We start from the raw sequence: 25,087 nt of genomic DNA on the forward strand, positions 1-25,087 counted from the left end.
GCCGCCCAAACATTTAATTTACCAATGGATATTGAAAATAAACCAACGAAAAATGGTTCCAATCATCATTTTTTGATGTTTGGAACCACTTTTCATTTATTTTTGGCTAGTTATGTCCCAGCCTCTTCACAAAATATCTATTCAAATAGCTTATTATTAGAGTTTAAAACGATCCACTAAACCATTCAAATCGTCTGCTAATTTTGCTAATGTTTCCGCATTATTCGAAACCTCTTCCATCATGGAAGCTGATTGTTGAATTGTTGCGGAAGTTTCTTCTACACCAGCACTTGATTCCTCAGAGAATGCAGCAATTTCTTGTATCGTATCATTCATACTAGAGCTGTCTGCTGCAACTGAGCTTAAGTTATTCGCGATATCTTTAATATGCTCCACCATATTCGTGATCGAAGAATTTATATTAATAAAGCGGTCCTCAGTAGATTTAATCTGAACTGTACCTTGCTGAACCTCGCCATACCCTGAATTCAACGTCGTAACAACCTTGCCGGTTTCGTTTTGAATATCCGTTACAATCGTCGAAATATCTTTTAGTGATGCCGACACTTGCTCCGCTAGTTTTCGAACTTCATCCGCTACAACAGCAAAGCCCTTCCCATGCTCCCCAGCTCTAGCAGCTTCAATCGCTGCATTTAAAGCTAATAGGTTGGTTTGTTCTGAGATATCCTGAATAACAGAAACCAATCCAGAAATTTTCTGTGACTTGGAATCTAAGCCCTCGACTCTTTCTACCGCATCTTTTACTAATTGATCAATCCTCACCATTTGCTGTGTAGACTGATTAATTAATTCTTTCCCCTCAGTAGCCATCTCCAAAACATCATAGGATGAAGCTTGTACATTATCGCCTTTTTCACTAGTCTCTTGAATCTTTCCAGAGAACTGATACATGATAGAAGCCAAATCACTCGTATTATTAGCTTGTTTTTCTGAGCCTTGAGCTATTTCCTGCATCGTTACTGCAATATTCTCTGAGCCAGTCTTTACCTCATCTGCAGACTTTAATAGCTCCTCGCTACTACTAGTGACTTGTTTGGAAGCCTGGTAAACCTCTGTAATTATTTGATGCAAGTTATCCTTCATTAGTCGCATAGAATTTGATAATTGCCCAATTTCATCTTTGCTTTTCACTTCCGCTATCTCGATATCTAATCTACCTTTTGATAGCTCGATCATCGATTCAGAAACCTGTTGAATAGGTTTTGAGATTGCCTTACTTACTCGTATGGAAATTAGTAATACAATAAGTGTTGTAACGAGCACTAATGCAATTGTCATTGTGATAATATTATTTCCTGTTTCACTAATAACAGAGATATCCTGCGTAATTCCTACCATTCCAATAATCACCTTATTTGTTGGATCATACATTGGCAAATAAGTGATTGCTTCATTATCTTCTTGAACGGAATACGCTTTGCCATTCTCTACTTGGGTTAACACGTCTTTATTTTCTAAAGACTGTCCAACACGATCTTCAATCGAGGATAATACAATTGCACCTTCTTCATTATAGAGGTCTATTGTTACCCCTTTAAGCATTTCTTGTAAATCAGCTAGGAATGAAGCATCAAATCCCGTTTGCAAGGTTCCGATTACTTCATTATTATCGACAATTGGTACAAATGCACGAACGGATAACCCACTACTTCCAAATTCAAATCCTGACATAGATTGTCCATCAAGCGCTTGTTGAATAGAAGGAAGGTCTCCTTTTTCATCACCGTATTTCGTTGGATTATGTCCTCGATAAACTACGGTTCCGTCTGCATCTCCAATTTCAAATACTTCTAATTTATTCTCTTTTTCAACTCGTTGGTATAAATCGTCTACATACGCAGCAATTGCTTGACGATCACCTGTTTTTAAAACTTTCGCAAATGCCTCATCACTTGCATATATATTGGTTAAATACAAAAGCTCATTAGCAACTTGGTCTAATTGCGTTTGTACGGTATGTGTTGCTTCATCTTGCTTCTGAGTACTAAGCTCTGAAAAACCTTTATTGGATACATAAAACACAAGTGCAGCCAATATCATTATTGGAATTACTGTTAACGTAAGAAAGTAACTAATTAATTTTCCGCTAATACTATGTCGATTAAATATTTTTTTCATTATGCAGATCCCTTCGAAGTATAGTCAATATTTACTATATCATAAATAATGCGACTATTATAGTAAATCTTATATGGATTCGGAGGTAAATAATGGTTGATTAAGAACTCTAATACGATTTCCATCAATATTGCTTATTCTATATACTTTATTAGCATATTTTGCAAAAGTCCCTTTTTCCATATATTTACTTCCTTTATTTGGTTTTTAACGCATATATCAAATATATAAAATGTTAACGCTTTACTTAAGAATATAGATTTCTAAATTTATTTGCTGCTCTTAAACGTTTCATAAAGTTAATTAAAGCATCACTATCGGATTAAAATTACTTTTCTGAAATAGGATTAGCTCTTGCATCCGAAGTATATACCTTCCATTTACTACCCTCTAGTAGAATTCCAACCTCATTAGGCTTAATCGAGGTATTATTTAAGTTGTAAGAACTTAACTTTTCAGAATCTATTATTTTTTTAACTTCATTAATATCCGTATAATTTTCCTTGTTAGTTAACAATTTTCAATAATCCAAGTTCCTATAAAATCTATAGCATTTTCTTACAATTCATATACAAAACAATACTCAAAGATAGTAAAACCATCATTATCTATGATCTTTTTTAGCTTTCCTGTGCATAAAATTCTCACAACAAATATAAAGCACTTGTTGCCTGTAGGACAACCAAGCGTTATTTTGAGAATACTAAAAAGCACTCGTTGCCTTAAACGCAATCAAGTGCTCTATTTATGTAATACTTGGTATCTAATACAGTATTAGTCATGTAACTTATTAAGAAATTCCGTAAATGTTGCTGCAACGTAAAATACATTTTCTCTTGCACGTTCTTCAGCCTGTTCTTCTGTTAACCCTTCTTCTTCCATTAACATTTCTTTTTCCCATGCACCTTCATGATACCAAAAAACAACAATAGGTTCTTCCTTATTTCCCTTATAATCGAAACAGATTAAATTACCTGCTGGATCAATACCAAAAGGGAAAATATCATTTGGCAAGGTATCGCGATAGTTACCATATTCCTCCACTAGGTTATCATTACTCTCTTCATCATAAGAAAGTAGTGTACCAAAGGCCCTCTCTATTCCTTCAGCATCAAATCTATAAGGTATTACGTTGGCTCCATGATTAACCTTTGCACACTCGATATAATCCTGCGGAAACTTAACTCCTAATGATTCCCCTACTTTTTCAATTAATTCTCCTGTAACTGGATCATCTGCATACTTCCACACTAGATTTGTCATCTAATACCGCCTCCCCATAAACTATTTCCACCTAAGTGATTTACGCTATGAACTTTTTTTAACACTAATTGCATTTTTCCAGGTACTTGATGATGATGCCATACCAATCCATCGATTCTTGGCAATCCATCTTCTATCTGAGCCAATTGTTTTTTTGTAAAGAGCTCCTTCGGTACTTCTCCTTTATTAATTGATTCTCTTAATTTTTCGGTGCATTTCAAAAATTGATCGGTATCTTTCATGATATAGTAGTCTTTCTCTAATTTTAACGAGAACTTTACATCATCACCTTTAAATATTGGAAATCCTATTACATCATATTCTACACCTTTCACATGTTTTCCTCCTGCTAATCTTTTGTTTAGAATGTTGTTCTTAGGCGACGCATTTAAATAATCTTCTACATGACCTACTACCATTTTGAACTCTTCAACACTATCATAACCAAATTCCTTTATAGTTGTATCATCTACTACTTTCAAAAAGTCGTCAACACTATCATAACCTTTAGGAACCACAGATCTATTAATCAAGTTTCCATTTATATCGTAATCATTTTTAATTACTTCATCAATTTCTGTATGATGAACTCTATTACCCGTACCCTTAACACCAACACTTGCCGCGTCATCTGATACACCCATCATATCACTAATTTTATTCGCAAAAAAGTGTGTGTTTTCTGCCGGTATATGTACGCTTCCAATCTCATCAATCGCCATGACATTTCTAGGGGAGGTGATGTTTTTCGCAGATGTTATAACTGAATCGACTGCTCTTCCTACTTCCACAGCATCTCTTGCTAGTTTATCTTTCACTACTCTAGTTGCGTCCTTGATTGCCCCTCCTGCGTTACGCAAACGTGTTTCGGTTTGTTTTCCTGCAGTAATGACCATGTCACCTACATGCTTCAGTTCTTGTTGAATACTAGTTTTAAGACCTGATTTTAGGCCAGCCTGCCCCACATCAACTGCTTGATTGGCAAATCGAACTCCAGAACTGAATCTCTTAAGTCCTGATACGCCAGGAACAATGTCTAAAGGAGCGAGTAAACCTCGAAACCAGCGTTCTCCAGTATCCAGTTCTCTACCCGAGATCCAGTCCTTTCCTGAAATAGCACTACTGAGTTCTAATCCACTGTAGGCGACACCTAAACTCAAGCCAGCAGGTGGACAAATGATTGTTGTGGCAACTATTACAACCAGAGCAGCGATATTCACCCAGAATTCTTTACTATATTGTTGGTCCTTGATAGATTCATATTCAAATGCTCGCATGTTGACAGCGGCCATTCGAAACTCTTCCTGCGAGAAGTCTTGATCAGGATTCTCGGCTTTCCACATATCATATTGAATTTTCAGCTCTTCGGCGTAGTAATTATCACCGCTTAATAAATCATCTAAGCTGACTTCTGCTTTTGGAACCTTTCGAGTCTGTTGTGCTGCAGGACCATAACCATAATAGACAATTTGTTCTTCTGTCGCCCCAATTCGATTCTCGGTTGTGTAATTCGATATTGTAGCATCGCGCATCGCTTCGACGAAAGAATCGATATCCTCGTAGAATGGCTCTTCAATGACACGCTCTACAATATCACCTACTTTTCCTGTAAATTTATGTAATACCTTGAAGTCCTCAAACAAGGATTGATAGGTATTTTCCCTATCTTTATGACTGAAGGAGATTACGCCGTCACTATCATACTTTTCAATATCAGATTGTGCATCTTCTAGGTTTTCCGTAATATCCTTCAAGTCATCTATCATTTCTTTTCCATAACGATCTAATCCAATTAGATCGCCTAGACTTGATCTCATCTTATCCCAGTCTGCAGGGATGTATTTTACATCCATCGCATCAGACCTCCATCTATGAAATAAATACTATTAATCTTCAATTCTTATATTTTATACGCCTAATTTAGTTATGCTTTTTTGACCTTAATCACAAACCAATTTTTCGTAGCATAAAAGATAGTAGCAAAACAACTAACTATTCCTAGAACAGTTAAAACAGGTAATAATAGAGAACCAGCAAATATTAAAGCCATCGAAAGGAACAATAACAACATTGCAATAGGATTTATTGTAATTTCTACATTAGAATCATCTTCCACTTCCATTTCTGGACTTCCAAAATACCATTGTTTCGCTTTAATTTTGGTGGGGATATTAGTTGAATCAACGATAAACTCTTCATTTTCACTTAATTTAGCAGCTTTCTTGCTATCTATTAGTAATGATACACTCATCATTCCGCCCATAACACCTGTGTTTCTTCTCACTTTTATACTCATTTCTTCTCTCCTTATAATTTCTTAACACTTTTATTGGTTATTGCTTAGTCCTCACTTCAAAATTAGATGGGGCAATTAGTCTAGTAATTCCATCTTTTCATCAGTTAATAGTGATGAGATAACTAGCTTCAATCATTCCTACCAGTCATACATTTAGTTCTTCCAGTTGTACACTATTTTCCTTTAGAATCTTAAATGACTTACTAATAATATAGACTTCTACATTTATTAGCTGCTCATAAACATTTAAATAAGGCATCACTTTCGGATTCAAAATACTATTCTGAAATAGGTTACCTAATTATTTTTGAATATCTTTTCGTTGCTCCATTAGTAGAACTTCATCTTTTAACACCCATTTCTCGTAATAATATTTATCCGTTCTCTCAAAATTTAATTTTTTTGCTAATTTAGCATCACCAGTACCTAAACAAACTTTCCCATCACGTTCACGATTGCCAACATTAAATTGAGATCCTTTGTAATTGGCTTGTGGCTTTATATAATAAAATTCACTAAGTTCATTTTGGCTTATTTTCTTTGTATAGACACCACTACCATAAGTATCTACAAAATCATCTGTAATTTTAGCGGGATCATCTGTCATGATTAAAACATTGTTATCATTATCTTCAACGACCTTATACTCTTTTCCATTATAAATCCCGAAATATCCTTTTTTAATCATGTTTAATTTCCTCCACTATTTACTGAAACAAATTTTTCACCATCAAATGTTCCAACTAATTCTTCTACACCATTCTCCACTTTATATAGTTCTGCCCCTACTTTAGGAGAATGTCTATCTTCAAATCGCCATTCAGGAATAATTTCATCGTTTCTTGAGCCTGTAAAACCATTTAGCGTACATGGAGGTCCATCTGAATTATTTCCTCCAAGCCTTTCTCCATATGGTATTTCAATGTCCTCTACAGCACTTGTTTTAAATTTAATTTTACCGTACACATTCCCATCCTCAGGAAATGGCCTACTGCCATCCCATGATGTATAGTCTAATCGAGAGGACTCAACCACATCAGTATATCTATTAATGTGTCCAACATCATCAGCTTTTGCAACATAACCACCGATTTCCGTGTAGTCACCAGATAAATATTTTTCGATGTCCGTTGCAGGTATTGTTTTTTGCAAAGTAGTTTCTGGAGTTGGTTTAGGTACAGAATCTCTAATTTCTTTCATAATCACTAATTCCCTATTCGATAGTTCATCTATCGGCTTTAGCTTCACTTCATGGAACTTTTCGATATCCCAATCATATTTTTCTAATACTTCACCAATCTGGTTTTTAAAAGCATTAGGAGAAGCTTTTGGATCTAGTAATCTAGTAGTTCCTCCACCATTAACTCCTTCCGCCTTACGTAACGTATCCCTTATCCTATTCTCAAAAAAGTGTGTATTCTCTGCTGGCATTTGCATTCTTCCTACATCGTCAATTGCCATGACGTTACGCGTGGATGTGATGTTTTTGGCTGATGTTATGACCGAGTCTACTGTTCTTCCTACATCGATGGCATCACTTGCGAGTTTATTTTTTACTACACGAGTTGCGTCCTTGATTGCTCCACCTGCATTACGCAAACGAATTTCTGTTTGTTTCCCTGCGGTAGTTACCAGGTCTCCTACATGCTTTAATTGTTGCTGTAGGCTGGTTCTTACTCCTGTTTTCACGCCGATTTGCCCTAGATCAGCTGCCTGATTGGCGAAACGGACTCCAGTGCTGAATTTTTTAAGTCCTGCTACACCTGGCACAATATCTAACGGTGCGAGTAGACCTCGAAACCAGCGTTCTCCTGTATCCAATTCTCGACCTGATATCCAGTCTTTTCCTGAAATTGCAGTGCTAACCTCTAACCCACCGTACGCAATACCTAACGCTAATCCTGCTGGTGGACATATGATTGATGCACCAATAATTACAACCAATGCACCAATATTCACCCAGAATTCTTTGCTATATTGTTGATCCTTGATAGATTCATACTCAAACGCTCGCATATTAACAGCGGCCATCCGAAACTCTTCCTGGGAAAAGACCTGATCAGGATTCTCGGCTTTCCACCTATCATATTGAATTTTCAACTCTTCGGCATAGTAATTATCACCGCTTAGTAAATCATCCAAGCTGACCTCTGCTTTTGGAACCTTGCGAGTCTGCTGTGCTGCAGGACCATAACCATAATAGACAATTTGTTCTTCTGTCGCTCCGATTCGATTCTCGGTTGTATATTTTGATATCGTAGCATCTCGCATTGTTTCCACAAACGCATCGATATCCTCGTAAAATGGCTGGTCAATGACACGTTCTACAATATCGCCAACCTTCCCTGTAAACTCATGTAAGACGTCGAAATCATCAAACAGGGATTGATAGCTATTCTCACGATCTTTATGGGTGAAGGATATTACACCATCACAATCATATTTGGCAATATCGGATTCCGTATCCTCTAGATTTTCTGTAATATCTTTGAGGTCATCAATCATCCCTTTTCCCCAACGACCGAGTCCAATAAGGTCACCTAGACTAGCTCTCATCTTCTCCCAATCTGCGGGGATGTATTTCACATCCATCGCATCAGACCTCCAGCTTCGCGATAATCTGCTCGGCAACTGCTTGGTCTGTTGCCATCATTTTATTCAGCACCTCTATGACCAATGATGAAGCCCGCAGGTAATTATCGTATAAATCTAGCATTTTTTCATTTGCCTCTCCATAAGCCTCCATCGCTTTTTTGGCTTTTCCATCCTGATAGAAGTCTAATTCTCCAAGTCTTTGGATATTTGGCGTTACATTGCTCTCTAGCTCCGTAATAATAGCTTGTAGCTGATTAAAAATTGATGTAATTTCATCTGTATTAATCGTAATATTCGAAGCTCCTGAAGCAGTACCGGCTGTCTCGATTAATTTATGCATTTAATTGGCCTCCTTGTACGGAAATTCCATTTCATCAAAGAGTATTTTTAAAAACCAATATTGACTTGCCTGATAATATTTACGCGCTACCGTATCAACCATGAACAGGTTTTCCTCATTCGTAAAAGCTAGCCATTGTTGATAAAAAGAAGGATTGGTAGCTTCCTGTGGTTTTTCATCTAAATGGAAAAATTCTAGATTTAGTAATGAATCTCCTGGATCATATTGCTCAATCTCATGTCGCTCTTGATTGGTTAATTCTTCCTTCAAGTAGGTTTTCTCTTCCTCCTGAGGTTCACGAATAACAATCGGGAATCGCTCGCCTAACATTTTTAAAACAATCGCTTTTGATACAACAAATAATTTATAGAGTGACTTTTCCTCTAGCTCCACTAATAGGATTAATTCATCCTCATGATGAGAGCTAAATGCAAACATTAAATTATTGATTCGAACATATTTCTTGCTTTGATGGTAATATTCTATTGCTTGGATGATAATTGCGCCTGCTTTTGTAACTTTTCCATCTGGTGATAGAATTTGTTTTTCGATTAGACGCTTATGGGCCTCTTCAAAAACTTCCTCACCCTTTAATTGATAGATTTCCTTTTCAGGAAGTCCAAACAATACATTTCCACCGAAAGCAGCCGCCAATAAATATAGCTCAGGGACATTGAAGGCGTCTGTTGACTGATATGTCATAGGTTTCTCACTTCCCTAACAGAATTGTCTTTAGAAAAATCATCAATATATCCATCTAAGTTATTAAGTGCCTTTGTTTGTAAGCTTGCTGCCTTTTTTAAATCCTTATGGTACTGATAAATAATTTCCAAATACGTGATAAACGCATCGCGAGATTTACCTTCCCATTTCGCTGATTGAACAAAAGAAATCAAGTCTTCACATTGGCTATACGTGGATTTTAGTGAAGACTCCAACGTTTTCGCCGCATTTTTTGCCTCATTTAATCTGCCTTCATCGATTCTAACGTCGCCCATTTAATCTCTCCCATAGCTCTTTCAATTCTTTTTCCCTTCTTGCTCTTTCCGCCTCTTCTTCTCTTATTGCCATTGCTTTATAATGCTCATATCGTTCATATGCCTTAGAAGCTGCATCCACAATATCATTACGTTTGTTTTTTTCGTAATCAAAGTATTTTAGTAATTTGGCATTTAATTCCTCACGCTTTGAATCAAAATCATTAGTAGGTATTTTAAAATTTGACATGTAAGGAGCAGAGCGAATATATCTTGAGTAAGCATCCTCTGCATCACTTACTTTCTTATCATGATAGTCTCTTGCTGATTGCAGTTTTTCATAGAGTTTATGATAGTCATCTCTTTTCTTCTCGGTATCTGTTTTAATCCATAAGATCATAAGCTAATACTCCCCTCTATTTTAAAAAGGTGCTACAATTTTTATCTTCTCAGCCTTGCCCTGCTGGATATAATACGCTTCGTAAGGTAATAAATTATTCTCACGATATGGTCTATTGGTAACCTCTAATATGTTTTGATCAGATATTCTACCAATTAATACTCCATTTTTCTGCTTCTTCACTACTTTTGTAACATCATCATACAATCGGTCAATTGCACTGTGAACAGCACCAATAATAAAATAAATTCCCATCCGTGGTCCATTTTCAATTAGCTTAGAAATGGTCGTTTGTGTAGACAACGATACATGGTCAATGACATAGGATACATCGGTGATTAGTATAACCATTGGACGAATATCTTGGAGAAAATCATTTACGGTTACTTGACCATTTGTCTTACTTTGTGCTTCTCGATAAGCGTCTTCTCTCGCTTCATATAGCGCTTGAACACTAATGGCAAAGTCTTCCATTGTTGTTGAATCGCTAGCGTACACATTCGTATTGTCTTTATAGGCTCTGAATCTGGTTGATTGGTTATCGATTAAACCAACATCGATATGGTTATTTGCTGCAATACAGGTCATCAGTGTCAAGAACGTTTCCTCAATAGAATCCGTCATATCACCTAAGACGAGTGTACTTTGATCCTTTATCACGCTTATCTCTAATGGTTCAACTAATTCAAAATCAACAGCAAATGGAATACCGCCTCTGGATATCATATCCTTGGTGTTTGGATTTTGTATAAATTCATCTAGTGTTATTTTCTCTGGGACAACCGGTATTTCCTTAGGTCGATCCCCATCCCAATATGCATTCATTTCTTTTGCTAGCTGTTGAATAGCGTCAATTATTTCTAGAGACTCCTCTCCAGCTGTCGGTAGCATTGCTTGAAATAATGTCGGATTATCCAATTTGATAAGACCTCTTCCAGCTATCTCTTCGATTTGAATATCCGTTTTTCCAACGATTGCTCGTGCCTCGGTTGATTCAATTAAATATAGTGGAATCTGTGTCTTTATATTCGATAATAACGGCATCTTCATAGCGCTCTGTCTTCCAGCACTAATGGCCAAATGAATTCCAACACTTACACCCTCACGAGCGATTTGTGTGATTAGCTTTTCAATTTCTTCCGCGAAATCTGCGTCACGAATAGAGTCGAAATTATCAATCATAATGATGATATTCGGGACGATATCTCCGCTCGCCTTCTCATACATGGCCATATTCGCAACCCCGTAGTTACTCAGCTTTTGTTTTCGTTCCTTTATGGTACTTGTGAGAATCCGAATAAACTTACCAATCTTCTCTAAGTCGTCTATTAAAAGGGTGTCCGCCACATGCGGGAGATTTTTCAAAGGTAATAACCCATTGGTACCAAAATCAAGTAAATAAACATGTAAATGCTCTGGGTTATACTGGCGCATAAGGTCCATGGCAACAGTCTGCAAAAAGGTTGATTTCCCATATCCAGGACTGGAAAATACGGCAATATGCCCATCCTTCGTTAAATCAATTGTTAGTGGTGATTGCTGCTGTAATTCTGGCTGGTCAAGTAATCCAATCATTGCTTGCAATGGCTTCTTAGGCTCCTGCCATGCCTCTTGATAGTTTACTGGATGCAAATCTGGAGCATAGATGCGCTCTGGTAATGGTGGTAGCCAAGGTCTTAGAAGCTGCTCTATTTGTTGTTCTACCGTGTAATTTGCAATATAGTCAATAACGGCATCTAGCTCAGATGGTGTTTTCGAAATTTCTTCTTTTTTCTCGAGTCCACTTAAATCCTCTGTTAAAATTTCATACTGCCCTAAATCATTAATCGCATAAATTGTTGTATCGACATAGTCTTGATTATCTTTATCTGGAACATAATCTGCACCACTCCAAGCACTTTGGAATAATTCATAAATCTCGTTGTTCCCAACCTGTAAATACGCTCGACCTGGTAGTGTAATTTCTGCGGCATCAGGCGTTTTAAGAATCTCGTTGGAATCACTTGCATTCTGTACCTTTAATGCTAATTTAAACTTAGAGTTGGACCAGATTTGATCATCGACCACACCACTAGGTTTTTGGGTTGCTAGAATTAAGTGAATACCTAAGGAACGTCCAATCCTTGCTGTTGACACAAGCTCCTTCATAAAATCAGGCTGCTCTGATTTCAGCTCCGCAAATTCGTCTGAAATCAAGAACAAATGCGGCATTGGCTCATTTGCTTCACCTTGCTTATAAAGCTTTTGATACTGGTTAATATGATTCACATTATGTTCACCAAAAAGACGTTGTCTCTTCTGTAGCTCTGCTTTAATGGAAGCGAGTGCACGCATGGATTGACCAGCATCCAGGTTCGTTATCGTTCCCACTAAATGAGGTAGGTTTCGAAATAAGTTCGCCATTCCTCCACCCTTATAGTCAATTAGTAGAAATGCAACTTCATATGGATGGAAATTAACAGCAAGGGACAATATGTATGACTGAATAATCTCTGATTTACCTGAACCAGTCGTCCCAGCAACTAAACCATGGGGACCGTGCGCCTTTTCATGTAAGTTCAATTGCACAATATCATCTTTCCCGCGAAGCCCCAGTGGTACAGCTAAGCTTTTGTATGTCTCATTGTTCCTCCATCTGTCGGAGATAGCTAATTCCGATACCTTTTCCACGCCATACATGGTTAGGAAGGTGACACTTTCTGGGATAGAGTTCTTTAAGTTCTGCAAATGGTTAATCGGTGCTAAAGCACGAGATACTTCTTCTTTATCAAAGTTATTCGGAAAGTGGTCTGGGATAAATTGACGATTAACCAGCTCCCCCTCCTCCAAAATAATGTTGCCGTGTTTCGCATCCCGAATATCAATAACCGTTTTTACATGCTCTGGGAGGGCATGCATGACATCCTGAACAAATACAAGCGAGATACCCAGTTCACTCGGATCTTCATTAAAAAACTCCATAATTGTGTGATCCAGAATCAGTTTTTCGTCTGTGATTAATACTGTATAATGCGGTGTAAAATAGGTTTTCTCATGTTTGTTGGACTTTTCTTCTAATGTCTGTTTTCGTTCCTTAATAATTTGATACATGGAATGTAGTACTTGATCTCTTGAACGTTCGTGATACACAAAGCCTCGGACATTTACATCTCGAACACTAGCATGTGGTAGCCAGCGCATCCAGTTCCATTCATCCTTCTCCTCTTCGGGAAAAATCGTAATAAATTGCAATTCGTGGTAACTGTGAAACATGGCTAGTTGTATAACTAATTGCTGCAATTGCTCGAGTACAAGCTTTCTATGTCCGATATAACCCACAGGTCCTTTCATCAAGGATGTCATTACCGGAACATGTTCAATCTCCTTATACTGAGAGAGTAAATCTCGTGCAACATCAACTAATTCATCCTTATCCTGGGTAAATTCCTCTTCATTAAACTCGATGTCAAAACTCGAATCGACCTTCCCTAGGCCAGCACGAAAGTTTAAGAAATCATGATGATAAATGGTTTTTTCATAGATTCGAGCATCTACACTTACTGCCATTTCTCTTATTTCATCCACATCTGGATAATGATAGGTTAAAGCATGTCGCTGTTCCTCACTTGTTAGATAAAGCTCTTTTGTTTTGCGCTGTAAATATTCCTTATAGCTTTCATCCCGTTCCTTCATGTCCGTCTTATACTTTTTTACATTTTTCACATAAGAAGTGATGGAAAATATAATCGTCACGATTGTCATGGAGAGCATCGCGATAATATAGATCCCTCTTGGCTGAACCAACGAAATGAGGACGAGTGCAGCAATCATTACTAATGGTGGTACTATCGTTCGTGCCAATTGCTCACTTGGTTTTGAAGGTTTATTCGATGGCTTAGCAATTATCTTTTTTTCCTCTGGCTCGCGATAAATAATCCGCGGAGAACGGTGGAAATTAGGATATTCATCTTGGTAAGGATGGTCCACTCCCGGTAATTCTACTAGTTTAGAAGACACCTGCTTCTGTGATGGGATAACTTGAATATCTCTTTCACCAAAGATAAACAGAACACCATCTGCAAATAGCTGATCACCTGGTTGTACATGAGCATTATCAAGTACTCGAGAGAAATTGTGATAAACATTTCCTTGCTGAATTTCCAGTGTAAAGAACGAGTCTTCATCATGATTAACCAGTACTAAATCTGAACGAAGTCCTTCAATTGCCAGATCATCAAAATCATTCTCACCTATTGTTAACGACTGTTTCCCAGCAAAATCATAAATATGAACCTTCTCTAAGCTTAGTAGATAAAACTCCATTGGGTGACCTGAAGCTGTGAAATTATAATATTCGTTTACGACTTCTTCCCCTATGCAACAATTGCCTCCATCCCACTCGACCGTTAAAGAGCCTTCCATGTCCTGAAACGTAATGGTATCTGCCCATTGATTACTAATGGTTATGGTTTTTGCTTTATTCCCCCATAAATGGCATTTATGTAATTGGTTTCGATATAAGATCATGAGTAATTTTTGTGCCATCTGATTACTTCCTCTCTATTCCAACCGCAGAAGTTATGCTTTCAATGAAACGACTATTCCCCTTGATTACTCGTTTCATTACCCTCTTCTACCTCTTCTGTACTGGTACTATCTGTATTTTCACTTTGCTCTGTTTCCGTAACAGGATCTCCAGTGCTATCTTCGTTCCCACCTAAGTTATATTCCTCTCGGTATCTATCTAGCTCTTCTTGTAGAGAACGTACCGTTTCGTCACGTTCAGTCCCGGTTAGGTTAGGATTGTTTTTTGCCTGTTCTATTTGTTTAATTAATCCATACATAATTAACTGTGGATCATCAAGATATTTAGCCTTTTCAATTGACTTCTCAAATTCACCACGTCCATTATAAATCCAATATAATAAATAGTCCGTATCACTTCTTAAGCTTACATTTTTCATAATGGTCTCTTTTTCCGAATCAGATAATTTCTCTACACTAATATAGGAATGGGAAAGAATATATTTAGTCCTGTCAGGAAGCTTCTCTGGATCCTCATCTTGTAAGGTCGAAATGACATTCCCATAATTAGAGGCTAAGTATTCACCATGTGCATCCAATAATGTTTCTTGGTAAGGACTTTTTACAAACCCGTAATACACGAGCGGTGCAGCCAATAACACAGAGACGATAATCATGATAATGGATAACTGCTTAAATAAACGAAATCGCTTAGTAGAAACTAACACCATCGTGTTTTCTACTTTTTTCTTTTCCTTCTTATAGCTGTCTACTAGTAATGAATACAAAGCACTCAGGTCTTGTACTTCACTTACTTGACGCTCAAATTCTGTTTCTTTTGCGTTATTCAACGAACCATTGTATAACTGCTCAAAATCATATTTCTTTGAAAAAAGAGCAATAATAAGGCATTTGAATTGGCGTAAAAATACTTCCTCATCCATTTCATATGGCGGAACTACATTTCGAATTCCTCGATAAACAACCTTAGGCATTAAATTATCATCGAAAACTAAATTATCTGGATGAAGGAAAAATGTGATTCTAGTTGATAGGAATCTTTCTAGTTGTGCCACATTGCAAAGTAGGCGTAATTTATCATTTCGATTAAGCTTTTTCACCTGTTCCCAGCGCTTCATTGCTGGATCGATGCTCATATGAAATATAAATAAATCTTCTTGTTCTTCTATAGACAGCGGTAGAAAATAATCAGATGGATCCTTAATTAAATCAAGTTGCCTAACACTCTTCATGCTTGTTTCTGACTTAGGTAGTGAGAATTGCCAACTATCCTTATCCATCTTGACCTGAAGTCTGAGCTTATCAATTTGTATTGTTTTTTCCTGCATAATAGTTGACCCCTTTGTTAAATTGAAACGGTTTTAGTATGAATCTTTACCTTACTGTTTCATTGTCGTTACGTGAAACAAACACCAAAGTTCATTTCTCCTGTCCAATTGATGCTACTAACATAGATAAAATTGTTATAATACGATAAAAATATCTCCATCCGTAATAGGGTAATCGGATAAGATATCATCATCTGTCAGCAATAGATTTTTCGTAAGAACTTTAATGGCGCAACGTGAATCAGAGCCATTATCAACATTTACAATTTCCATGACATTTTGAAGTAGATGCTTAACAGTCAGTTGGACTGGAATACGTAAATCGTATTTCATCTCTGAATTCGTCCGTTTGCTAAAATCAAATGTCACATTAATATGTGTACGCTCCGACATCATGCACTCTCCTAATCTAGCAATTTACGCATCAAGACATATACCCCACCACATAATAAAAGCGCAAAGCCGATAAACACAGCTATAATAGGCGTGCCCCAGCCTGATTGCTTACGATCTTCTTGCTCTTGTACGGTAGTAGATGCTGATGCGCTATATTCTTCTGTAAACAATGTTTGCTTAATATCCTCAAGGGTTTCGTAGGACTCTGTCTCCATAGAAAACAGAGATTGCTCTAGTTCTTCTAAGGATTGTTCCTCTTCAATTTGTTTTGCTTGAATATTCGATTCTATTTCTTCAGTAAACAAAGTCGGAAATACTTTTTCCAGTTCTGTTTCACGAATTTCTTTGTCAGTTTCATTACCTTTTTCGATACGATCAATCTTAAATTCAAGATTCCCTCGATCATTAGAACTAGATTCAGCTGATACTAGATGTGCATTGCCACCTAGTATCAGTAGAATAGAGGAACATAATAGTACCCGCTTAACTAGCTTTAGCTGTACTTTCATCTTCTAGTTCTCCTTTTGATTGATTTCGATGTATGACAAATAAATTAGCTAGAATTCCTACAATTAATAAACCTAATAAAAACAACGTTGCTAAAGCATAATTAGGATTCCCTTGGATTATCTGTTGTAATAGCGTATCGACATACTGTAATGGTGAAAATGCTTTTAGTTTATTGATTGCCTCTATACCAGTACCAATCGCATTGGATGAGAATAAATATAAGCTTAAAACAATAAGCAATAAAAACATTCCAACCATCTTTAGTTGTCTTAACAAATAAGTTGCTATTAGAAGCATCACCACCATGACAGCGGATAGGAATAACGTCCAGATGATCATACTTCCCGCAACAATTTGTAGAAAATAACTAGACATGAGCCCAATAATAATTCCTTCTACTATCCCAATACAAGCCGTAATAATTGTGATTGGTAGGTTCTTATTAATCACTGATTTTTCAGCGGAAAACTGATCTTGCTCAACTCTTTTCTGTTGAATCGTAGAAATAACATATGCCGTAAACAATACAACGATAAAGCAAGTCAGAACTAAGAAATATGGTGAATAGGTTTCGCTCTTTGTAATAATTCCTTCATTACTTGTTTGAACAGGATGCGAGAGAAACTCATATAGGTTTTCATTTTGTCTTTCACCTATACGACTATTTGCAAGCACATTTGTGAAATTATCGGCAAACGCTTGGTCCTCTACAAGTTTATCTGTCATCTCCACTGATAATTGATTAGCCGTTTGAACAAGATCCTCGCCGCTTTGTTCAATGGCATCAGCTTGGGTATCAACCATCTCAAAAGCCTGATAAACCGTTTCAGCTGAGTCTAAGTTACCTCTTGTCTGCTCAACAAGAGACTGTGTCGCTGAAAGAATTGGCTGTAATTCACTACCAAGTGATACTAGCTCTAGCTGCTCATTATCCGCATTTGCTTGAACTTCACTCTGTTTATCCAATAAATTGAGACTTGACTGACGCCACTCGGCAACATCTTGTAAGGTTTCCTGCAAGCTATCATTTAATAGCACTGCTTGCTCCGAGGTTTTCAACACTTTAGCTACCAGTGCATTGGAATTCTTTTCTGCTACCTCAGCAAATTCTCGGTACGAAATGATTTGCTGTTGCAAATCCTCAATTGGCGTACGAATTTCTTCGGTAATGCCGCCTTTTACATTGGAGACCACATAATCCGTAATTAAGTCTTCAATTTCTTTTACATTAAACAAGTAATAAAGGGAGGACTCTGTAGCTAAATCAGCTAATGGATTACTATTTAGACGTCCTTTAAGTCCCGCACTATCCATATCAAGCCCAAAGTACATTTCATATAGGGATAGTAGTTGATTATAATTACTTACCGTATTGGTTGCAGCATTAATAAGCAATTCAGTACTTGAATCATATACTGGAGACATCACCTTATGACGAATAAAGTTATTGATAACCTCAACTTTTACCGGTTCAGGATCCGGTGTAGGTTCTGGATCCGGTTCTGGATCCGTTCCTTCAACTGGAGCTACTTCTCCGCCATTATTGGCTTCATTATTGTTAATGACTTCCACAGGTTCTTCTTCGGGAGTTGTAGAGCCTGATACATTTTCATCGATTATCGGTTCAGTTGAAGCAGGCTCTTCGGTTGTTTGTGTTCCTTCAATAGGATTACTCTCATTTACATCAGTACTATTCCCTGACTCCGTTGACACGCTCGCAACTAAAGATGCTTGATAAATAAGCGAGGCAACATCTTCTGGCGTATCTACATTTGTGACATCTCGTTGTTCCATTTCCCAGTTCCATGTTGCTGGTTGGAACACATCGATATCACTTGCTGCATCCTTTAATAAGAGGGTAACCGATACCGTAAAGATACCTTGTTCATTCGCAGGTAAACTTACTTCTCCATTCTCTTTATAGACATCTGTATAGTCTGCTTCCTCTTGATTTGGCATTGTCAGCGTTAACCGATTTAAATCATATGCAGCCGGAATGTCCAGTCTGAAGATTTGACCTTCCTTTTCATTTTTGGGTAATTCAACTGTATCCGCCATCGTAACACCAGTTGATGCTAAATGATTCTTTATTGCTTGAATTTGATATTTTAGCATTCCACTATTGTCTTTTGGTGAAGGAGTATAATTAAATTCCTGCAAATATTTATTGGTAACAGCAATAACATTCCCTAACTCCAGAACTTGTTCCCCCGATAATCCAGCGTTTTGAATATCTGTCTCAACTAGAGAAGGTAATGTTTCAATTTTTTCTTGAATTTGCTGATGTGCTTGTTGATCAGGTGCTTCAAATAATGTATTGAGATTCATATTTTGATTATGAAATGCATCAGCAAATATTTCTCTCAATCGTTCTTCTATATTGCTAACTAAATCAGATTCGAGCGTCTCTGTTAATGTTCCTTCTATTTGCCTTACCTTTTCATTCGCATCTAGAAAATAGTCTCGTAGTTTCATAGAATCAAAGGCAAGATTATTTGGCTGTTCGATATCTTGCTGCTGTAATTGTTGATTGATGAAATTATTGGTAGCTTGTAACTGATTTAGTTGTTGGTCAACATCATCATGTTTTAGTGCTCCATCAAACTGTGTTAATGCTTCCCCATAATTTAGTAGTGATACATAATTTGTTTCTTTTAGAGTTGAAAACTCATCTATATCGGTTAAATAACGTTGGCCAGTATCAATGTTATCGATTAACTGATTCTCAATCAGCTGTAAAGTATCCTCAAAACCTGAAAAGGTCTCGCGTGAAGATAGACTATATCCTTTTAAAATTTCAAACTGATTTGTATAACCTGAAAGCGGACCATTAACGTTATGATTAAACATATTCGTATATTGTGTTTGTTGGTTAATAATCTCACCAATAGAATCTTGTGCATCCTGTAAATTTCCTATAATACTAGCAAAGTAAACATCGATAATTCGACGATTAAAATCATTTAATATATTACTTACGGTTTTCTCTGCTTCAGCCTCAATTTGTTCATCATCTGAAGCATTTATTTTATAATCAAGTACTACTTGTTCTGGTGTTTCGGAATCAATCGATACGGATTTTTCGGAGAAATCATTCGGAATAACAATCATCATGTCGTAAACATTTCCGCTTAAGCCACTTTCTGCAACACCACGGCTTACAACAAACCAATTGTGCTCCTCATTATTATTCAGGCTCCTAACGAAAGCATCACCAAACGCTAGCTGTTCATTACCAAACTCAGCACCCTCATCCTCATTAACCAAGGCAATATTCATCTTTAGCATATCGCTTGATTGTTCTGCTCTAGTTTCATCCTCTTGCTTTAATACAAGATAGGATAATCCACTAGCTAATAATAAGCTTAAAACTAAAAATAATAGCCATTGTTTATTTAAGTTCTTCATTATTTCTCACTCCTACTACATCCATTAATAAAAGTCAAAAAGTACAACGAAATAGTAGAAGATACCATAAAGTAAAAAGCATTGTTAGGTAGGTATCAGTTACTCGTGGAATGAATATCACTATCGGTATCATACGTTTCGCGGCTTCTTGAGCACCCTGTTTTATCACTTGGTAGAATTATGTATAGTCAATGTATAATGAGCTACACAACTTTAGTCGTGCAGCTCATAGGTTCTTTCTTGTATCATAGTTTATGCCTTTATGAACTAGGCAATAAACTCATCGACGACTTTCTTGAAATTACAACGATTATCGTAATCCAAAGTTTTGTGATAAAGCTTGATCTTGTTGAGCAACAGCCTCAGCAGTTTTGGTCAATTGCATCTCAATATCTTGCATTAAGCGGGAGAAGTCTTGTACTTTTGGTGATAATTCTCTAAATTGATCATCAAAACGTTCAAACGCACGACCTTCCCACTCCCCTCTTAATTCTTCCTGTAAGTTTGAAAGATCTCTTAGGATTTGATCAATTTGCTGAGCACTTTGACCATAACGCTTCGCTTTGTCTTGTAATTGATCTGGTGACATCCGGATTTGACCTGACATAATATTCCATCTCCCTTTATAAATATTATTCTATGAGGTTACGCTATAAATGTACTACGTTATGTAATTCATTTAACCTATACAAATAACCTCAATTAAAGACTAAGTATCTTTATTTATAAAGTCAACGAAGGAATTGGATATTTTAGGAAAATGAATATTTGGAACTATTTACCATTAATAACCACATTATTCCATCTGCGAAATTAGGTAAAAATATCCATTACCTTTTGCCTGTCATTCTACAAACTTGTCAATATTTGTCGACGGACAATTCTTATGACTAGCTATACATAACAAAAATAGTTCCAATCACCTGTGATTAGAACTATTTTTCGATATTATTTACAAAAAAAGCATTAGCAGTTTAAATCAACTTTCTTCTAAGTAGACTATCCAATTCGCTTGCACATTGCGCCTGTAAATGTGTATATTATGCCACTTTATACTGATATAAATTAGTTACTTTCCTGTTAAAATTACAATGAATGAAGAAATAACCCATAATTTGCTAAAATAGTAAAGAATATGTCGGGATACTTCAAGAAGTGACAGGTACCTATACTTTCCGATATAATAAAAGAAAAAAGCAAAAAGAGGGTATGCATAATGGTATTGAAAGATTTCTTCATGGGAATGTCTCAAAATCAATTTTTAAATAATGCTGCAAAAAAATACGGTTTAAAAATGGGTGCTCAATCCGTCGTTGCTGGTACAAATATTGATGAGATGATCCAAAGTGTGAAAGAACTAAACATCCATGGTATTTCTGCAACAATTGATAATTTAGGAGAGTTTGTCCTAGAGGAAGAAGAGGCAATAAAAGCAAAGAATCAAATTCTTGAAGTAATCGAAGCAATTCATGCCAACGAGGTAGATGCACATATTTCATTAAAGCCTACACAGCTTGGGCTTGATATTGACTATGAGTTTTGTAAACAGAACTTAAAAGAAATCGTTTCCAAAGCTAGCGAATATGCTATATTTATTAACTTCGATATGGAAGATTATGGGCACTTGAAGCCATCCTTTACATTAATTGATGAGCTTTCAACCGAATTCGATAATATTGGAACCGTTATTCAAGCTTATTTTTATGAATCTGTTAAAAACATTGAGAAGTATAAGGATTACCGCCTACGTATTGTTAAGGGTGCGTATAAAGAACCAGAAACTGTAGCTTATCAGGATAAAAAAGATATCGACCAAAACTTCTTAAAGCTAATCGAATATCATTTGCTAAGTGGTAAATTCACTTCTATTGCAACTCATGATCATCATATTATTAATCATGTGAAGCAATTTGTAGAGGAGAATAATATTCCATTAGACAAATTTGAATTTCAAATGCTATATGGTTTCCGTAAAGAAATGCAGTTAGAATTAGCAAAAGAAGGTTATAACTTCTGCACATACGTTCCTTTCGGTGATGATTGGTATGGCTACTATATGAGACGCCTAGCAGAGCGTCCACAAAATATTAAATTAGTCGTTAAACAAGTCTTCAATAAGAAAACAAATACTGTACTCGGTGTTGCAGCAGGAGCATTCTTACTTGGTAGATTAACAAAGAAAAGAAAGAAATAATAGCTTAGTTGAAAAAAGATGCGGAGGTCGCATCTTTTTTTGTTAGAATTCTGTCTACTTAATCGTTGTAAAAGGAAGGATTGAAAACACTGCCTCTCCCTGTATTTTTTCCTTTGCAATTGGACCTACCTTATTACTTCTACTATCCAGGCTCTCTCCTGGATTCCGATTATCCCCGATAACAAAGTAGGCATCATTCGGTACCACCACTTCCTTCATGTCCTGCGCAATTCCAGTAATATAATCTTCTTCCATCGCTTCCCCATTCACAAATACCACGCCATTTTCAATCGCGATAGTATCATTCGGTAATCCAATGACTCGTTTAATGACATGAAACCCTTGATCGTCTCGGTATACAATGATGTCATCACGTTCAATTGTGTAAAGCATATTACTGGTCAGAATAAAATCGCCGTCCTCTAAGGTTGGATTCATGGAACTGCCACTGATAACCGTAAAGCCGATGACATATTTGACGAACAAAATGATACCTACAAGAATTGCTATGTACATTACCCAGCTTACGATACTCGATTTTTCCGTATCATCTTTTTCAACTTTCATGTTCTTTTCCAATAGTGTATCAGTTTGCATCTGCATCACCCTGTTCGTTTTGGTTAGAGCTGCCCTCACCTGAATTAGCAGAATTATCGTTTACAACAGCACTCATCTCGGTCTTGGCTTCATCCAAAATTTGATTTAATTTCTGTAGCATAGCTTGACCGGATTTCGTTTCAATATCAATGCTTTGAATTAATGTGTCCGTGTAGTTTTCTAATTCTGTTATTCGATTGGTCTTCTCTCGCTCTACGAATTGATTAAATTGTTTCTCCGCATTCTGTATGGCTGCTTGCAATTCCTCTTTTAAACGAGTCGTTTGCTTCGCTTGTTCTTGTGTAATGGCTTTATCAATTTCTTCGATGGATTCTTCTGTTTTGTTATGCAACCAATTCGAAATCATTCCAGCTATATCTTGATCTGCAAAGGCTACTTTAACCCCGCTACCGATAATCAACAGGACAAGTATAAATCCGATTAGCTTTTTAGATAGCTTTATACGCATATATTATCCCTCCTACAAATACTCAAAGGGTCCCTCATCAAGAGACCCTAATTGTATACATGAAACGAAAATAATCACCTACTTGAATACCTTCGTTTGCTACTGCTACTATTTACTCCGTAATACCGTCTACAACACTGTCTAGAGCAGCTTTTGCTTCATCTTCTAATTCTTGTGCCTTAGCAACAATGATTTCTTTTTGTTCATCCACTAAGGTTTGTAGTAAAGCAGTTACCTGTTTACGTAAATCTTCAATTGCCCAGTCCACCTGATTTTTTAAATTATCAATTGTAATTATTTCTTGATTATCTAACTCAGCACCTAGTTGCTCTTGTGCCTGACGAATTGCCTCTTCTAAATCGGCAACTGCTTCATCTCTCGCCGTATGGATATCCGTCGTCATTTCATCCACAGCAGCTTGTCCAACTTCACCAGTAAATGCTGTTAGATCATTTGTCGCATAATCGAGTCCTTGAGCGGATAAATCTTGTATTTCAAAATATCCATCAAGAAATACACCATAAAATTCCTCACCGATGGTAGCTAGAATCGCTTGTTTTTCCGCATCAAGTGATTCTAGATGGCTTAATTTAGCGTTCATAATTTCCTCTAATGATTGGCCAGTTTCAAGCTCTCTTGATAAATCAATATCAACCTGAACTTCTTCCTTTAATGCCTCATATTCTGCAGTTAATTCTGGAATTTTGCTCTCGCCATAAGCACTTACTTCATCTTCAATTGTTTGAACTGACTGGTCAAACATACCTTGATACCACTCTCGAATCTTCTCACCAGCATCTGTGTTTGCAAACGCAACGCCTGTACTTGTAAAGACCCCTACAACGATAACTCCTGTAATCACTTTTTTCTTCATTGACCCTTTAAATAATTTCAACTCGCATTCTCCTCTATTCATTATTTTTAGTAGCTTCAGTCTCTAATAATTCAAGCAGAAAATCTTCCAGATCCGCTTCTATTTCTGTCTGTATCTCCGCTTGTTTCTCTTGGGTATACTCGTGAAATAACTGTTCACTAGAAAAGCTTTCCCTTTCACTGGAAAGACTCGATAAATAATTCCGATTATGCGCTTCTATTTCCTCGACCGTTTCACTAGAAATCGCAAGGTAAATATCGTCCACTTTGTCTTCAATTGTTGAAGAACCGCCATCCTCTAGGTCATAAAATAATTCATGAACCCCATCCTTTTGAATGTTTAACCATTCTTCCATTGTTGAAATGGCATGTTGAAGCATACCATTGTCTAGCAAACTATTTTTTGAACTAGCATAAACGTATACTTCTTTCGCCAGCATAAGAAGCAATACTATCATAAGTCCTACCAATACTTTTTTCTTCACTATCACCTATCCTTTCTACTAGAAAACATGCATCCATATACGTATTCATGACTCGGTGTACCCATATTAACAGAAAAACCCAAATAAAAAATCAGAATAATATACTATTTATTTAATAGTCTGATAGTTTTAAAAACCTACTAGAGAAGGAGAAAAAAATGTAGATTTGTGAAATCAATAACTAGGAATGTGAATAATAAAGACAGATCATGTAAAAAAAGGTAAAAATAATCCAACTTAATGAGGGGATAGGAATGAAAGTCATGAGCTTACTAGAACTTTACTCGCAGTAT

23 protein-coding genes are annotated in these 25,087 nt (G+C 36.6%); 2 read left to right on the forward strand and 21 right to left on the reverse strand.

All coding sequences use genetic code 11. The annotated features are described in order from the left end of the window. On the forward strand, positions 1–180 hold a 180-nt coding region (locus tag ABC228_RS17535), incomplete at its 5' end, for a hypothetical protein (RefSeq protein WP_345826476.1). On the opposite strand, the gene ABC228_RS17540 is transcribed toward ABC228_RS17535, so the two are convergent. The 17 genes from ABC228_RS17540 to ABC228_RS17620 form a co-directional block, all read right to left on the reverse strand. Beyond that, a complete protein-coding gene (locus tag ABC228_RS17540) occupies positions 157–2,139 on the reverse strand; it encodes a methyl-accepting chemotaxis protein (protein WP_345826477.1) in 1,983 nt (660 codons plus the stop codon). The two genes, ABC228_RS17535 and ABC228_RS17540, sit on opposite strands and share 24 nt — an antisense overlap. Before the next feature lie 328 nt (positions 2,140–2,467). Next, a complete protein-coding gene (locus ABC228_RS17545; protein WP_345826478.1) occupies positions 2,468–2,656 on the reverse strand; it encodes a hypothetical protein in 189 nt (62 codons plus the stop codon). Between the two features lie 257 nt (positions 2,657–2,913). After that, on the reverse strand, positions 2,914–3,402 hold the full coding sequence (locus ABC228_RS17550; RefSeq protein ID WP_345826479.1) for an SMI1/KNR4 family protein: 489 nt from the start codon (positions 3,400–3,402) through the stop codon (positions 2,914–2,916). Beyond that, positions 3,399–5,255: an HNH endonuclease gene (locus ABC228_RS17555; RefSeq protein ID WP_345826480.1), complete on the reverse strand. Its 1,857-nt coding sequence runs from the start codon at positions 5,253–5,255 to the stop codon at positions 3,399–3,401. The genes ABC228_RS17550 and ABC228_RS17555 overlap by 4 nt, the downstream gene beginning before the upstream one ends. A 71-nt stretch (positions 5,256–5,326) precedes the next feature. Further along, complete coding sequence (locus tag ABC228_RS17560) at positions 5,327–5,698, reverse strand: hypothetical protein (protein WP_345826481.1); 372 nt, start codon at positions 5,696–5,698, stop codon at positions 5,327–5,329. 301 nt (positions 5,699–5,999) lie between these two features. Continuing rightward, positions 6,000–6,386: a hypothetical protein gene (locus ABC228_RS17565; RefSeq protein WP_345826482.1), complete on the reverse strand. Its 387-nt coding sequence runs from the start codon at positions 6,384–6,386 to the stop codon at positions 6,000–6,002. 2 nt (positions 6,387–6,388) lie between these two features. Further along, positions 6,389–8,290: a hypothetical protein gene (locus ABC228_RS17570; RefSeq protein ID WP_345826483.1), complete on the reverse strand. Its 1,902-nt coding sequence runs from the start codon at positions 8,288–8,290 to the stop codon at positions 6,389–6,391. Positions 8,291–8,294: 4 nt separating this feature from the next. Next, positions 8,295–8,633 carry a hypothetical protein gene (locus ABC228_RS17575; protein WP_345826484.1) on the reverse strand — a complete coding sequence of 113 codons (339 nt, stop codon included), beginning with the start codon at positions 8,631–8,633 and terminating at the stop codon, positions 8,295–8,297. Next, positions 8,634–9,335: a DUF5081 family protein gene (locus tag ABC228_RS17580; protein ID WP_345826485.1), complete on the reverse strand. Its 702-nt coding sequence runs from the start codon at positions 9,333–9,335 to the stop codon at positions 8,634–8,636. Continuing rightward, on the reverse strand, positions 9,332–9,631 hold the full coding sequence (locus ABC228_RS17585; RefSeq protein ID WP_345826486.1) for a WXG100 family type VII secretion target: 300 nt from the start codon (positions 9,629–9,631) through the stop codon (positions 9,332–9,334). Before ABC228_RS17585 ends, ABC228_RS17580 begins: the two co-directional genes overlap by 4 nt. Next, positions 9,618–10,010, reverse strand: coding sequence for a chorismate synthase (locus tag ABC228_RS17590; protein WP_345826487.1), 393 nt, complete (start codon positions 10,008–10,010; stop codon positions 9,618–9,620). The genes ABC228_RS17585 and ABC228_RS17590 overlap by 14 nt, the downstream gene beginning before the upstream one ends. A gap of 21 nt (positions 10,011–10,031) precedes the next feature. Then, positions 10,032–14,534: a type VII secretion protein EssC gene (gene essC / locus ABC228_RS17595; protein ID WP_345826488.1), complete on the reverse strand. Its 4,503-nt coding sequence runs from the start codon at positions 14,532–14,534 to the stop codon at positions 10,032–10,034. A gap of 53 nt (positions 14,535–14,587) precedes the next feature. Next, positions 14,588–15,862, reverse strand: coding sequence for a type VII secretion protein EssB (essB, locus tag ABC228_RS17600; protein WP_345826489.1), 1,275 nt, complete (start codon positions 15,860–15,862; stop codon positions 14,588–14,590). A gap of 135 nt (positions 15,863–15,997) precedes the next feature. Beyond that, entirely contained in the window at positions 15,998–16,255 is a 258-nt protein-coding gene (locus ABC228_RS17605) for an EsaB/YukD family protein (protein WP_345826490.1), read from the reverse strand. Between the two features lie 11 nt (positions 16,256–16,266). Beyond that, positions 16,267–16,767: a type VII secretion protein EssA gene (essA, locus tag ABC228_RS17610; protein ID WP_345826491.1), complete on the reverse strand. Its 501-nt coding sequence runs from the start codon at positions 16,765–16,767 to the stop codon at positions 16,267–16,269. Beyond that, positions 16,742–20,176, reverse strand: a complete 3,435-nt coding sequence (gene esaA / locus ABC228_RS17615) for a type VII secretion protein EsaA (RefSeq protein ID WP_345826492.1) — start codon at positions 20,174–20,176, stop codon at positions 16,742–16,744. The genes essA and esaA overlap by 26 nt, the downstream gene beginning before the upstream one ends. Before the next feature lie 310 nt (positions 20,177–20,486). Continuing rightward, on the reverse strand, positions 20,487–20,783 hold the full coding sequence (locus ABC228_RS17620; protein WP_345826493.1) for a WXG100 family type VII secretion target: 297 nt from the start codon (positions 20,781–20,783) through the stop codon (positions 20,487–20,489). 609 nt (positions 20,784–21,392) lie between these two features. On the opposite strand from ABC228_RS17620, the gene ABC228_RS17625 reads away from it, so the two are divergent. Further along, positions 21,393–22,370, forward strand: a complete 978-nt coding sequence (locus tag ABC228_RS17625; RefSeq protein WP_345826494.1) for a proline dehydrogenase family protein — start codon at positions 21,393–21,395, stop codon at positions 22,368–22,370. 54 nt (positions 22,371–22,424) lie between these two features. Here the strand turns inward: ABC228_RS17625 and lepB are convergent, their stop codons facing one another. From lepB to ABC228_RS17645, 4 genes are all read right to left on the reverse strand, one after another. Then, complete coding sequence (gene lepB / locus ABC228_RS17630) at positions 22,425–22,967, reverse strand: signal peptidase I (RefSeq protein ID WP_345826495.1); 543 nt, start codon at positions 22,965–22,967, stop codon at positions 22,425–22,427. Continuing rightward, on the reverse strand, positions 22,957–23,436 hold the full coding sequence (locus tag ABC228_RS17635; protein ID WP_345826496.1) for a hypothetical protein: 480 nt from the start codon (positions 23,434–23,436) through the stop codon (positions 22,957–22,959). The genes lepB and ABC228_RS17635 overlap by 11 nt, the downstream gene beginning before the upstream one ends. A gap of 112 nt (positions 23,437–23,548) precedes the next feature. Next, positions 23,549–24,331, reverse strand: coding sequence for a hypothetical protein (locus ABC228_RS17640; protein WP_345826497.1), 783 nt, complete (start codon positions 24,329–24,331; stop codon positions 23,549–23,551). 13 nt (positions 24,332–24,344) lie between these two features. Next, positions 24,345–24,794, reverse strand: coding sequence for a hypothetical protein (locus tag ABC228_RS17645; RefSeq protein ID WP_345826498.1), 450 nt, complete (start codon positions 24,792–24,794; stop codon positions 24,345–24,347). Positions 24,795–25,087: the final 293 nt, after the last annotated feature.

Origin of the sequence: Ornithinibacillus xuwenensis (assembly GCF_039614845.1) — a bacterium.
In the GTDB taxonomy this organism is placed as follows: domain Bacteria; phylum Bacillota; class Bacilli; order Bacillales; family Amphibacillaceae; genus Ornithinibacillus; species Ornithinibacillus xuwenensis.